Source organism: Lentilactobacillus sp. SPB1-3 (assembly GCF_026913205.2).
Taxonomy (GTDB): domain Bacteria; phylum Bacillota; class Bacilli; order Lactobacillales; family Lactobacillaceae; genus Lentilactobacillus; species Lentilactobacillus terminaliae.
Map to the genome: position 1 here is coordinate 452,499 of NZ_CP168151.1, position 14,407 is coordinate 466,905.

The 14,407-nt window shown below is 38.1% G+C and carries 11 protein-coding genes; 9 read left to right on the forward strand and 2 right to left on the reverse strand.

Annotated features, from left to right (window positions below):
* Window positions 1–30 precede the first annotated feature (30 nt).
* Window positions 31–1,323, reverse strand: coding sequence for a GTPase HflX (gene hflX / locus O0236_RS02145; RefSeq protein WP_268912538.1), 1,293 nt, complete (start codon window positions 1,321–1,323; stop codon window positions 31–33).
* A 392-nt stretch (window positions 1,324–1,715) separates the two neighbouring features.
* Between hflX and O0236_RS02150 the strand changes: the two genes are divergently transcribed.
* The 5 genes from O0236_RS02150 to O0236_RS02170 all read left to right on the forward strand — a co-directional run bounded on the left by O0236_RS02150 (window position 1,716) and on the right by O0236_RS02170 (window position 7,461).
* Complete coding sequence (locus tag O0236_RS02150) at window positions 1,716–3,338, forward strand: peptide ABC transporter substrate-binding protein (RefSeq protein ID WP_268912539.1); 1,623 nt, start codon at window positions 1,716–1,718, stop codon at window positions 3,336–3,338.
* Between the two features lie 87 nt (window positions 3,339–3,425).
* On the forward strand, window positions 3,426–4,346 hold the full coding sequence (gene opp3b, locus O0236_RS02155) for an oligopeptide ABC transporter permease (RefSeq protein ID WP_268912540.1): 921 nt from the start codon (window positions 3,426–3,428) through the stop codon (window positions 4,344–4,346).
* A gap of 12 nt (window positions 4,347–4,358) precedes the next feature.
* Complete coding sequence (locus tag O0236_RS02160) at window positions 4,359–5,390, forward strand: ABC transporter permease (RefSeq protein ID WP_268912541.1); 1,032 nt, start codon at window positions 4,359–4,361, stop codon at window positions 5,388–5,390.
* 11 nt (window positions 5,391–5,401) lie between these two features.
* A complete protein-coding gene (locus O0236_RS02165) occupies window positions 5,402–6,499 on the forward strand; it encodes an ABC transporter ATP-binding protein (protein ID WP_268912542.1) in 1,098 nt (365 codons plus the stop codon).
* Window positions 6,499–7,461: an ABC transporter ATP-binding protein gene (locus O0236_RS02170; protein WP_268912543.1), complete on the forward strand. Its 963-nt coding sequence runs from the start codon at window positions 6,499–6,501 to the stop codon at window positions 7,459–7,461. The genes O0236_RS02165 and O0236_RS02170 overlap by 1 nt, the downstream gene beginning before the upstream one ends.
* Window positions 7,462–7,516: 55 nt before the next feature.
* Here O0236_RS02170 and O0236_RS02175 read toward each other — a convergent pair whose 3' ends face one another.
* A complete protein-coding gene (locus O0236_RS02175) occupies window positions 7,517–8,170 on the reverse strand; it encodes a histidine phosphatase family protein (protein ID WP_268912544.1) in 654 nt (217 codons plus the stop codon).
* Window positions 8,171–8,361: 191 nt separating this feature from the next.
* Here O0236_RS02175 and helD point away from each other — a divergent pair, with 191 nt between their 5' ends.
* The 4 genes from helD (at window position 8,362) to guaA (ending at window position 14,268) form a co-directional block, all read left to right on the forward strand.
* Window positions 8,362–10,659, forward strand: a complete 2,298-nt coding sequence (helD, locus tag O0236_RS02180) for an RNA polymerase recycling motor HelD (RefSeq protein WP_268912545.1) — start codon at window positions 8,362–8,364, stop codon at window positions 10,657–10,659.
* Window positions 10,660–10,669: 10 nt separating this feature from the next.
* On the forward strand, window positions 10,670–11,572 hold the full coding sequence (locus O0236_RS02185; RefSeq protein WP_268912546.1) for a magnesium transporter CorA family protein: 903 nt from the start codon (window positions 10,670–10,672) through the stop codon (window positions 11,570–11,572).
* Between the two features lie 136 nt (window positions 11,573–11,708).
* The gene (gene coaA, locus O0236_RS02190; protein WP_268912547.1) at window positions 11,709–12,632 is read left to right on the forward strand and encodes a type I pantothenate kinase; all 924 of its coding nucleotides are present in this window, start codon (window positions 11,709–11,711) and stop codon (window positions 12,630–12,632) included.
* An 82-nt stretch (window positions 12,633–12,714) separates the two neighbouring features.
* Window positions 12,715–14,268: a glutamine-hydrolyzing GMP synthase gene (guaA, locus tag O0236_RS02195; RefSeq protein WP_268912548.1), complete on the forward strand. Its 1,554-nt coding sequence runs from the start codon at window positions 12,715–12,717 to the stop codon at window positions 14,266–14,268.
* Window positions 14,269–14,407: the final 139 nt, after the last annotated feature.

A 14,407-nucleotide genomic window follows, 5' to 3' on the forward strand; every position in this document is an offset into this window, starting at 1 on the left:
AGCATAACTCCTCCTTAAAATATCTTGGGGTTAATCTGCATCAGGGAGAATATAGCCATTGTAACGTTGGAAGTCAACATCATTGAGTTCGACTTTCATAATAGTACCGTTGGCATCATAATCTGTGGAAATCACATTCGTATTATCATTTAAATAGGAAACAATGTCTCCCTTATCAAATGGAATTACTAACGTGACAGTGTGATAGTTATCGAAAACCTTTTCTCGAATGATATCAACGAGGGCTTCCAAAGATGAATCCTCTAAAGCTGACATAATCAAGTTATCGCCCTCACGGGTTGGAATCGACAATTCAAGTTTGTCGGCCTTGTTGAAAGCAATCACAGTTGGAATGCCGGAGACACCGATGTCAGTCAAAGTATCTTCGGTAGTCTTCATCATTAAGTCACGATTATCATCAGAGTAGTCAACAACTTGAATTAACAAATCTGCGTTGGCGGCTTCGGCCAAAGTTGATTTAAATGCTTCGACTAATTGGTGAGGTAGTTGGCTAACAAATCCGACTGTATCACTAAGAAGGAAAGTTTTTGAATCAGGAAGTGTTAATTTTCTAACTGAAGTATCCAAAGTAGCAAACAACATGTTTTTGACCATTACTTGCTTATCCAAGCTTTCACCGAATAAGTTGATCAAACCGTTCATTACTGTAGACTTACCAGCATTGGTATAACCAACTAAGGCAACTGTTGGTAGTTCACTGCGATCACGTTGTTTTCGTTTAACATCAGAAGCTTTTGCAAGTTCCTTTAGTTCATGACGAACGTGGGTAATACGATCCTGTAAAGTACGGCGGTTTAATTCCAATTGTGATTCACCAGAACCACGGTTGGTAAAGCCACCGCCACCACCAGTACCAGTCTGTTGATCAAGTCGCTGACTAGCAGATGTGTGTAATCTTGGCATTTGATATTGAAGTTTAGCTAATTCAACTTGAAGCTTAGCTTCTCTAGATTGAGCTCGGTTGGCAAAAATCTCTAGAATCAAGCCAGTTCGATCGATAATCTTCGCGTTGGTTTGTTTTTCAATATTTCTGATTTGGCTGGGGGATAATTCATCATTTGCAATCACCGTGTCAGCACCAGTATCTTGAACTACCGTAGCTAATTCTTCAACTTTACCTTTACCAAAGTAGGTTGAAGCATCCGGTCGGTCCAATTTTTGAATTAAAGTTTCGGTCACCACCATGTTATTCGCAGTAACTAAATTATTTAATTCTTCCATTGAATATGAAAAGTTTTTTGAGCCGCGATTTAAACCAATGGTAATCACGGGAGTTTGTTCATTAATATTAATATCTGTCATTAATTGCCTCCTAATATACGTCGTCATAGTATAGCACATAAGTGTCACATACTTATAGCTATATCACTCCACTAATGTAACTCATTATGATGATTGAATTAGAAACTAAAATTCAATCAAATTTGTTTTGAAATTAAGGATATTATTCAAATTAAAATGGCAATTATGCTAAAAATCCAATTTATATACAAAAAGATGCCATATTTTTCGTGATTTTAGTAAAACGAATAAACCAAAAACAATCGACCAAATGACGGGGTTTCTGAGGATGACTGATTTTTGTTTGAGACAAAAATGTGATTTAAAATAGGATTTTGGCATTGATTTTAATTTAATTTTAATCTAGAATGAATCTATTCTGAATACAGAAAAACAAAAAGGGGTGCAAGTTTATGAAATTAAGCTCTGTAGCAAAATTGAGTGGAGTCGCTGCATTCGCTGCTTTAATTTTAGCAGGTTGTGGTAGCAATTCTTCTTCTCAAGGTGGAAGCGCCAAGACTTTGAATTGGACAGAAAGTGCTGATTTACCAACAATGGATTTGTCAAAGGCAACTGATATCGTTTCAGGCCGTATGACTAACTCAACTGGTGAAGGTTTACTTCGTTTAGCTGCTGATAACAAAGTAATTCCTGGTGTCGCTAAGAATTATGAGATTTCTAAAGATGGTAAAACTTGGACATTCAATTTACGTAAGTCAAACTGGAGTAATGGTAAACCAGTTACTGCTAAGGATTTTGTTTATTCATGGCAGCGAACTGTAAATCCTAAGACAGCTTCACAATATGCATACATATTTGACAACATTGTGAATGCTACTAAAGTTAACTCCGGCAAACTACCTCTTTCTAAGTTAGGTGTAGAGGCTAAGGGGGATTATAAATTAGTCGTCCACTTGATCAAGCCACAGAGTTTCTTCAAATTCATGGTTGCCCAAGCTTATTACTTCCCAGAATCAAAGGAAGCAGTTCAAAAGTACGGTGCTAAGTACGGTACAACCAGTGGTTCACTTGTATATAACGGGCCATTTAAGTTAACTGGCTGGAACGGTACTAATGATTCTTGGCAATTAGTTAAGAACAATCAATACTGGGACAAGAGTAAAGTCAAACTTAATAAAGTTAACGTTCAAGTAATTAAGGATCCATCAACTGCTCTGAACAGTTACCAAAGTGGTAAGCTCGATTTCACTACATTAAACGGAACTCAAGTTAGTCAGTTTAAGAATAGTAAGGAATACCGTGTTAACAAGGAAGCTTCAACTTTCTACCTTGAAATGAACCGTCAAAAAGACCCAATTTTCAAGAATGCTAACATCCGTAAAGCATTGTCATTGGCAATTGATCGTGACCAAATGGCTAATAAAGTAATGGCTGATGGTTCGGTTGCTCCAAAAGGTTATGTACCAGCTGACATGGCCAAACATAACGGCAAAGACTTCGCTGATACTGCTTATACCAAGACCGACGTTTCTTACAACCTTGCTCAAGCTAAGAAGTACTGGGCTAAAGGATTAAAAGAAACTGGCAAGAAGTCAGCTAACTTGAGCTTATTATCAGATGATACTGATAAGGCTAAGAAAGCTACTGAATTTGTTCAAAGTCAACTTGAGAAGCTTCCTGGTTTGAACATTACTAACCAAAACTTACCATTTAAGACTCGTTTACAACGTTCACAACAAGGTAACTTTGACTTAGTAATCACTGCCTGGATTGCTGATTACCCGGATCCAAGTAACTTCCTTGATTTGATGACTTCAACTAATTCACAAAACAATGGTAAGTTTAAGAACGCTGAGTATGACCAATTAGTTAAAGATTACTCTGGTAAAGATGCAAATAATGAAAACGCTCGTTGGAATGACATGGTCAAAGCTGAGAAGTTATTGATGAACCAAACAGCAATCATTCCACTATATCAAACTGGTGTCTCAACATTAACTAAATCAAAAGTTAGTGGTCTTGAATTCTTCCCAACTGCACCAGAGTTTGGATTCGAATTCGCTTCAGTTAAATAATTGAACATAAGTTTACCTAATTGAGACTGGCTATCTTTCCAGTCTCTTTTACGGTATTAGACCCCAAAGAAATGAGAGGAATTTCTTATGGTAAAGTATCTTGGAAAAAGAATTTTTTATATCCTTGTTACATTATTCTTAGTAACAACGATTACCTTTTTCCTGATGAAGTTTATGCCAGGAACACCATTTACTAATCAAGCGAAGATGTCTCCTGCACAGATTGAACAGGTTAAAGAACAGTATGGATTAACTAAACCACTATGGTACCAATACTTTGCATACCTTGGTGGTGTTGTTCAAGGAAACTTTGGTACATCATTCCAATTTAGTGATCAACCAGTTTCTTACCTGATTGGAACTAGAGTTGGCCCATCATTACAACTTGGTGCTCAAGCCATGGTGGTTGGGGTGCTTGCCGGAATTATTCTTGGTGCCTTTAGTGCAGTTAAGAAAGATACTTGGGCAGATACAGCCTCTACTATTGTTGCCATCTTAGGAATTTCGATTCCATCATTCGTGTTGGCTATCTTACTTCAGTATTACTTGGGACTAAAATTACAATTATTCCCAATTGCTGATTGGCAAGGATTCTCATACACAATTTTACCAACACTAGCATTAGCGGCTGCACCACTGGCGGAGTCAGCTAGGTTTATGCGAACGGAAATGGTGGATGTGCTGAACTCTGATTACATTGAGTTAGCAAAAGCCAAGGGACTCAGCAAGTTTGGTATTATTTATCACCATGCTTTGCGTAACAGTTTGATTCCATTGGTAACGATCGTAGGACCATTAGCAGTTAACATCATGACTGGATCAATGGTTGTGGAAAACATCTTCTCAATTCCAGGTATTGGTGAACAATTCGTTAAGTCAGTATTGACCAACGATTATCCAACCATTATGGGACTGACGATCATGTATAGTTTCTTGTTGTGTGTTGTCTTGTTGATTACTGATATCTTGTACGGTGTCATTGATCCACGAATTAGACTTAATAAGTAGGAGGAACAGATAATGGCAGATAATGCTAAGAAATTATCCCCAGATGATTTTAAATTAATTTCTGACACTGGTCAGGGTTTCTTAGATCGCGAAAAAATTTCAGCGCCATCACTGACCTTCTTGCAAGATTCGTGGCGTCGTCTAAGAAAAAACAAAGCAGCAATGACAGCTTTAGTTGTATTAATCATTATTATTGTGTTGGCATTTACTTCAGGCCTTTGGCAACCACATAACCCTAATGCAACTAATCCCAACTTTGCTAACTTACCACCTAAAATTCCAGGTGTAGATATCAATGGATTCAACGGAACGTTGACTCAATCAGGTGCTCGGGTTGATGCTTATGCTCAAGCTGGTGCCGGCAAGGGTGTCCATTATTTAATGGGAACTGACTACTTAGGTAGAGACTTGTTTTCACGTGTCCTTTACGGAACAAGAATCTCATTATGGATCGCACTTGCAGCTAGTTTCTTTGATCTAACTATTGGGGTTATCTATGGTATCGTTTCAGGCTGGAAGGGTGGCCGAGTTGATAACTTCATGCAACGATTTATTGAAATTATGCTTTCAATTCCATACATCGTTATCATGGTGCTCTTGATTTTAGTATTGAAACCCGGAATGACAGCAATCATCCTGGCAATTGCAATTACTAGTTGGATAAATATGGCCCGACTGGTCAGAGCACAAACTTTGGAACTTAAAAACCAAGAATTTATTTTAGCAGCACGAACTTTAGGTGAAAGTCCATTAAAGATTGCCTTTAAGCATTTATTGCCTAATTTGAGCAGTGTCATCATTATTAATATGATGTTCACTATTCCAACAGCAATCTTTAACGAAGCCTTTCTTTCATATATTGGTATCGGAATTAGTGCTCCGCAAGCCTCACTTGGTACTTTAATTAGTGATGGCCAAAAGAACTTCCAATTCCTACCTTATCAAATGTGGTATCCAGCAATCGTGTTATCCATATTAATGATTGCATTTAATATTCTCGGTGATGGTTTGCGTGATGCATTCGATCCAAAGAGTAGGGAGTAGGTGATTTTGGGATGGAAAATGAAAAAGACGTATTAGAGGTTAGAAATCTCGAAATCAACTTTAAAACATATGCTGGTGAAGTAAATGCAATCAGAAATGTTAGTTTCGATTTGCGTAAAGGGGAAACATTAGCAATTGTTGGTGAGTCAGGTTCTGGTAAGTCAGTTACCACTCGTTCAATTATGGGATTGTTAGCCAACAATGCCGAAGTTGCTGGTGGAACCATTATGTATAAGGATCAGGATTTGCTGAAAAAGACTTCTAAGGAAATGGACGGTATTCGGGGAAAAGATATTGCTGAAATTTTCCAAGATCCAATGACTTCTTTGGACCCAACCATGAAGATTGGAAAGCAGATTGCTGAACCATTAATGATTCATAAGGGTATGAAAAAAGAAAAAGCATATGCTCAAGCGTTAGAAATGATGAAGCTTGTTGGAATCACAGATGCCGAAAAGCGAATCAACAACTATCCTCACCAATTCTCTGGTGGGATGCGTCAACGGATCGTTATTGCGATTGCTTTAGTCAACTATCCAGAAGTGTTGATTGCTGATGAACCAACGACTGCCTTGGACGTAACGATTCAAGCCCAAATTTTGGACTTGATGAAAGAATTGCAAGAGAAAATCAATACATCAATCATCTTTATTACTCATGATTTAGGAGTAGTTGCGGGGATGGCTGATCGAGTAGCGGTTATGTATGCTGGTAAAATCGTGGAATATGGAACAGTAGACGAAATCTTCTATAATCCTAAACATCCTTATACTTGGGGGTTATTGAACTCGATGCCAACTTTGGATACCGCAGGTTCTGAATTGCCATCGATTCCAGGAACGCCACCAGACTTACTAGATCCACCGGTTGGGGATGCTTTTGCTCCAAGAAATCCATATGCCTTAGCAGTTGATACAGAATTAGAGCCACCATTCTTTAAGGTTTCTGATACGCATTACGCTGCCACTTGGCTATTAGATGAACGGGCACCAAAAGTTACACCACCAGCACCAATCGTTGAACGTCAAAAGCACTTCGCAGAATTAGCAGCTAAGGAACGTGACCGCCACTTAGCAAGCCATGTTAGTGAACAGGAGGAAGAACTTTAATGGATTATTCAAAAGCCAGAAAAATACTGGAAGTTAGCTATTTAAAGCAATACTTCAATGTTGGAAAACCCAATGAAGTTCATGCGGTGGATGACATTAGTTTCGACGTATATGAGGGAGAAACTTTTGGTCTAGTTGGTGAATCAGGATCAGGTAAAACTACTACTGGTAGAGCCATTATCCATCTTTATGAACCAACTGCAGGTGAGATCACCTTTGATGGCCAGGATGTTTCTAAGTTGAATACTAAGGAAAAACAGCAGCATTTTCGAAGAGAAATGCAGATGATTTTCCAAGATCCATACGCTTCTTTGAATCCACGAATGAAGGTTAAGGATATTGTTGCTGAGGGTATTGATATTAACCACCTAGCTACTAGCAAAGAAGATCGTGACAAACAAGTTGAAGATTTGCTGGAAACCGTAGGTTTGAATAAGGACCATTCAAGTCGTTATCCTCACGAATTTTCTGGTGGTCAACGTCAACGAATTGGAATTGCTCGGGCTTTAGCAGTTCAACCACAATTCATTATCGCTGATGAACCAATTTCAGCACTGGATGTTTCCATCCAGGCTCAGGTGGTTAACTTGTTGAAAAAACTTCAACGTGAAAAGAACCTAACATATTTGTTTATTGCCCATGATTTGTCGATGGTTAAATATATCAGTGATAGAATTGGGGTCATGCATTATGGTCGGATGCTAGAAATTGCATCATCAGATGAAATTTATGCTCACCCATTGCATGATTACACTGCCAGTTTATTATCAGCTGTTCCAGTACCAGACCCAGATTATGAACGTACTCGGGTTCAAAAACCATACGATGCTAGTCAAGAGTTTGACGGTAAGGAAAGAAAGCTAGTTGAAATCGTTCCTCATCACTGGATTCGTGCTAGTGAAGACGAAATTCCAATGTACAAAGAGCGGGCATTGGCTGCTCCTCAAAATACTAATAAATAATAAAAAGACGTTACGAATTTAATTCGTAACGTCTTTTTTCATTATTGAACATTAATTAGATATCAGTAGATACGTTATTAAAGTATTCAATACTATATTGATTTCCGTCCCAGTTGACCTTAGTCACGCTACCATTTTTGGTTGAGACATCAACGGGAATCTCACTCCAATGACTCACAAGGTTACGAATCAACGTACCATGAGTGGCAACTAATATATGGTCACCATCTTTAGCGTTGGCAATAATTTTTTCCACTCCAGGAACGAATCTATTCCAGAATTCACTTCCTGATTCGGCATCGCCATAGGGATCGGCTGCCGCAATCTTATCTTCAGCGGCTTCAATACCGTAGCGACTGATCATTTCGTGAAATGAGTTATCGCCAGTGGGTCCGCCAATTGTGTGCCAAGTTTTCACATCGTCTTCACCCTCAAAGTAACCAAAGTTTAGTTCTCTAAGCTCAGTCAATTCGGTTGGCGAGTCAATATCTACAGAATTTTCTGCTAAGATCAGCTTGCCAGTTTGGACTGCTCGACGAGCATCACTAGAATATGCGGCGGCAAACGGTACGTTGCTTAGCCGACGACCGGCATCAATTGCGTCGTTTACTCCCTTATCAGTTAGTGGAGAATCGGCGTATCCTTGGATGCGGTGATATTTATTTAGAAATGTCTGACCATGGCGAACAAAATATAGTGAGATTGTCATGATAATTCCTCCAATGTATACATTTGGTTGAAAGCACTATCATTTTACCATATGTATAGTCATTATGTGGCGTATACCAATTTATAATTTGCTCAAAGAAAATGTTAAAAAACCGCGACATCATCGCATTTCTTTGAATTATACGTCTAACTATGATAAACTATTTAGTCAAGTTATTAGGGGGAAAGAAAATGGCAGATAGTATAAAAGACCAAGAACAGCAACATCTTAATTACGTTACTGATCAAATTAAAGTAGCTGAAAATAATTTTTCTAGTAAGGTTAAATCTACTAAGAGAGATATCAAAGGAATTAACGACAATTTTGGCAATGATGTCAGAATAAAAACTGATACATACAGTGGCATGATGGAGACAGCGATGTCGATTCGCCAACAGCAACAAATGCTTGCTGAACGTGAAAATCGGCAAGAATATGCTGCTAAGCAATTAGTAACATTAACTAAGTTGGAAAAAAATCCATACTTTGCCAGGATTGATTTTCAAGAAAATGGTGAAGCCAAACCAGAAACGATTTATATTGGGATGGCTTCATTTACCGACCGACCAGATCATTATTTGATTTATGATTGGCGGGCACCAATTTCTAGTATTTATTACAATGGTGGAATTGGGGATGTTTCGTATGACACTCCAGATGGTGTCCAGACAGTTGACGTGCAGTTAAAACGTCAATTTCAAATTGAAGATGGCAGCATCAAGACGGTCTTTGATACTGAAGAGGTAGTTGGAGACCAAATGCTACTAGATGCTCTGGGTGGCCACTCAGATACCAAGATGAAGAGTATCGTGACTACTATTCAAAAAGAGCAAAACAAGATCATTCGGGACACCAGTTCAGAGCTTTTGTTTGTACAAGGAGCCGCTGGTTCTGGAAAGACGGCCGCGGTATTACAACGAGTTGCTTATTTGCTTTACCAATATTCAGGAAAATTACATTCAGGACAAATTGTATTGTTCTCGCCAAACCAATTGTTTAATGATTATATTAATCAAGTGTTACCTGAACTTGGTGAGCAAAACATGGTTCAAATGACTTTCTATCAATACAGTTCGCACCGATTACCTAGTATTGAAGTAGAAACTTTATCACAAAGATTTGATGAACAGTTCACTGGAAATGCGCGCAAGGTTAATGAAATCAAGGGTAGCTTAGATTACTTTAAGGCTGTTACTGCATATGCTAACCATTTAAATAAAGAGGATATGAGGTTTAAAAACTTAGTATTCCAAGGCAAAGTATTGATTCCTAAGGAAAAGATCGCCGAAATTTACTATGGCTTTAATGAGAATTACAACCTTCGTAATAGACTTTCGGCAACTAAGGAATCATTACTCAAAATTTTAAACCGCAAAGTGCGAGTTGAAATGAAGAAGGATTGGGTAGAAGAAGCAGTTCAAAATCTAACTAAAGAAGATATTCAACGAATGCATGCAGATGCAGAAGAAGAAATTGAAAATGCTGATAAGGAATTTAATTTCTTAGCCAGACAAATCGTTATCCAATCATTTAGAAAAGTGCAAAGACAAATCAACCGTAACCATTTCTTGAGTATGAACAACCAGTTTGTTCACATGATGCGCAGCCTTTCTCAAATCATTGATTTGCCTGCATACGGTTTGACAGAAGACGACTGGAAACAAGTTGTTGAAAATACCATCGACCGTTTGAAGAATGGTAAACTGTCTATTGATGATGCAACAACTTACTTATATCTATATGATTTAATGACTGGTAAACGTGGCGAACGAGACATCAGATATTTATTTATTGATGAAGTTCAAGATTACTCAGCCTTTCAATTAGCATTCTTGAAGTTTAATTTCCCTAGAGCTAGATTTACTGTTTTAGGTGATTTGAACCAAGCAATTTTCACCCATGAAAACAGCCACAAGTTATTAGACGAACTCAGTGACATGTTTGATAGCGAGAAGACTAGTGTTGTTCAACTTACTAAGTCATATCGTTCAACTGCCCAGATCACTGATTTCACTAAAGAAATCTTGGATGACGGTGCTGCAATTGAGTCATTCAATCGTGAGGGTGAAAAGCCAGTGATTTCAGTTGCTGCTAATGAAGCCACAGCTATTGAAACATTGAAACAACAGGCTGCCGAGAACTTAGAAGAGCATGAAACCACCGCGATCATTGGTAAAACTCTAGAAGAGTGTGAACAATTGTCTAAGAAGTTAAAGGCTGCTGGTGTCCGGGCAACATTTGTCAGAACTGAAAATCAACGATTAGTGAATGGAATTATCATCGTGCCATCATTCTTAGCTAAAGGTTTGGAATTTGATAGTATTATTATGTGGAATGCATCAAAGGAAAATTACGCTGATGAAGATGATCGCCAATTGGTTTACACTATTTGTACTAGAGCGATGCATCGATTAACTATTATCTCTGTTGGTGAGTTATCACCATTATTTGATAAGGTTGATCCATCACTTTACCAGCTACAGGACTGAGGCGAGGATTGTGATTAGGTTTGATAATTTATCAGATAATTGTGAATTAGTTGATGTAGTCGATCCAAATGACGATGAAAAACAACATTTGAAGGCCTCTTATGGAGTTACCGACGAGCATTTGGGATACGCATACGATTATGACGAACGGGCCCGGATGGAATATGATGAAGACAGTAATTTGATGACAATCATTTATGACACTGTTATGGATTCCACTGATCAAAATCTAGAGTTGGATCCAACGGCGCCAGTGATGTTTTTGTTTAATAGATCTAACTTGATTATTTTCACTACTAGTAATACTCATTTCATTACTGAACGAATCAAGACCATTAAGCGAATTCAGCCTGAAGATGAGCCATTAGATATTGTTTTAAAGGCCATGTATATGTTGTCTGGAAGTTACTTTAATGTCATTCATAAGATTGATACCTCTAGGCAACGATTACAAAAGAGTTTGAAGAATCGTGTGACTAAATCGTCGATTACACAATTGACCGGCTTACAGACTCAGTTGGTTTATTACCTAACTTCACTGAGATCTAATACCAGTTTGTTAACTGACTTGCAGCATTCAAAGGAAATAAAGGCTTCTGATGAGCAACAAGAGCAGATCGAAGATGACATCATTGAACTACAACAGGGCTTAGAGATGGCCAACATGGCTAGCGATGTAATCTCTCACGTTGCCGATGCCTACAAGAGTGTTTTGGATACTGACTTGAATAATACGATGAAGTTATTGACAATGTATTCAATTTTATTAGCCTTACCTCAACTGGTGTTTGGCTTTTATGGACAAAACGTTAAGCTACCATTTGGCACCGGCGGCTGGGTAATGACTATCGGTTGGTCTATTCTGCTAATGATAATTGGGGCAATAGTTTTAAATATTCATCAACGAAAATAATTATGGATGGTGGTTAATGATTTCTGAATGGAAGTCGCTAACCACCATTTTATTTATTAAGAAAGAACGTGCTAACTACGAATCATCGTAGTTAATAATGGTATAATTTACTGGACTAAAACTTCGGAGATATATTATGGCTGAATTGATTAATTATTACTCATTTACAAAAGATGAGTGGAAAAATTTTTATTCGGATCCTGAATTACCCTTAACTGAAAATGAATTAAAACACATTAAGGCATTTAATGATCAGATTTCTTTGCAAGATGTGTCTGATATTTATATTCCATTAATTCGCATGCTTAAATTGCAAAAGGACAATTTTTCAAAATGGCAGACTGAAAAGGCTCGCTTTTTACATAAACCAGTGAGAAACGTTCCTTTTATTATTGGAATTTCTGGTAGTGTGGCGGTGGGTAAGTCGACGACTGCCAGAGTACTAGAGGAGCTATTAACCAGCTACTTTACTGGTGAGCATGTTCAATTGATTACCACAGATGGTTTCTTGTACTCAACAGATGAATTGAAGAAGCGGGGGATTTTAAATCGAAAAGGATTCCCTGAAAGCTATGATATGGAATCTCTGATCGACTTTTTGAATCGGGTTAAATCGGGAGTTCCTGTCATTAAAACACCAGTATATTCGCATCAGGTGTACGACATCGTCCCTGATCAATTTGAAGTTATTAACCGACCAGATGTGCTGATCGTTGAAGGAATCAATACATTGCAGTTACCACAAAACCAGCAAATTTATATCTCCGATTTTACCGACTTTTCTATATATATGGATGCCGACCCTGACCTGATCAAAAAGTGGTATTTGGAAAGATTTGGCAAACTAATTGATACTGCTTTTCGTGATCCAGACAACTATTATCATGAATATGCAATTGGTGATCGGGATAAAGCTTTTGATATGGCTAAGCGAGTCTGGCAAGACATTGATATGCCAAACTTAGAGGAAAATATTTTGCCAACCCGGTCCAGAGCTGATATGATTATGCACAAATCGCTCGGCCATCGAATCGATCGATTGTACTTACGTAAGTACTAATTGTTTGTGTTTTAATTGATGGTTGACCTGGAAGCGTTTAATCATTTATGATGGATATAATAATTTTGAAAGGGTGGAAAACTTGGCAAACATTGATTTATCAACTTTTGATAAGATTCTGGTGCTAGATTTTGGTAGCCAGTACAACCAATTGATCACTAGGCGAATTAGAGATTTAGGCGTATATTCCGAACTTAAGTCTCATAAATTGTCCGCCCAAGAGATCAAAGACATGAACCCTAAGGGAATTATTTTCTCTGGAGGTCCCAACAGTGTTTACGCAGATGGCGCATTCAAAGTCGACCCAGATATTTTCAAACTGGGAATTCCGATTCTTGGAATTTGTTACGGAATGCAGATTATGGCTTACACCCTTAATGGTGGCGTTGAGAAGGCCGAAAATAGTGAATATGGTCATGCAGATATTGAAGTAACTGCTGACGATGCTACTTTATTCCAAGGCCTTCCTAAGAAGCAACCTGTATGGATGAGTCATGGTGACTTAGTTACCAAAGTCCCTGAGGGATTTGAATCAGTTGCCACTAGTAAAGATTGTCCAATCTCAGCTATGCAAGATTTAGACCGTAAATTCTACGGAATTCAATTCCATGCTGAAGTTCGTAACACTAAGTACGGAAATGACATTCTTAAGAGCTTTGCTTTTGATGTTTGTCAGGCTGAAGCTAACTGGTCAATGAATGACTTCATTGATTTGCAAATCAACCACATTCGCGAAGTTGTTGGCGATAAGAAGGTGCTATTGGGCCTTTCTGGTGGTGTTGATTCATCTGTTGTTGGTGTGCTTTTGCACAAGGCAATTGGTGATCAATTAACTAGTATTTTCGTCGATCATGGTTTGCTCAGAAAGTATGAAGCTGACCAAGTAATGGATAGTTTAGCCGGTAAATTCGGTTTGAATATCATTAAAGTGGATGCTCAAGAACGATTCTTATCAAAACTTGCCGGGGTTTCTGATCCTGAAAAGAAACGTAAAATCATTGGTAATGAATTCATTCAAGTATTTAACGATGAAGCCCAAAAATTGGATGGTATTGATTTCTTAGCACAGGGTACTTTGTATACTGATGTGATTGAATCAGGAACAGATACTGCTCAAACTATTAAGTCTCACCATAATGTTGGTGGCCTTCCAGAAGACATGCACTTCCAATTGATCGAACCTTTGAACTCATTGTTTAAAGATGAAGCTCGAGCAATCGGTGAAGAATTAGGCATGCCAGAAGAACTTGTTTGGCGTCAACCATTCCCAGGACCTGGTTTGGGAATCCGAGTAATCGGTGAAGTTACCGAAGATAAACTAAAAATCGTCCGTGATAGTGACTTTGTCTTAAGAGATGAAATTGCTAAGGCCGGTTTGGATCGTGATATCTGGCAATACTTCACTGTTCTCCCTGGATTCAAATCAGTTGGGGTAATGGGTGATGGTCGAACTTATGACTATACAATTGCTATTCGTGGAGTTAACTCAGTTGACGGGATGACCGCTGACTTTGCTAGAATTCCATGGGATGTCTTGCAAAAGATTTCTGTCAGAATGGTAAACGAAGTAGATGGGATTAACCGCGTAGTGTATGACATTACGAGTAAGCCACCTTCGACAATTGAATGGGAATAATTCCCAAATAAAAAGGAGTTCTCCGTGGGGAGAGCTCCTTTTTATTTGGTTAGATAATGTATAAACAATTATTTATCCAAGAGTATCATCAAGTATGTACGACTTTTTTTGTTTATTATTTGTTTTAACTAAAAATTCA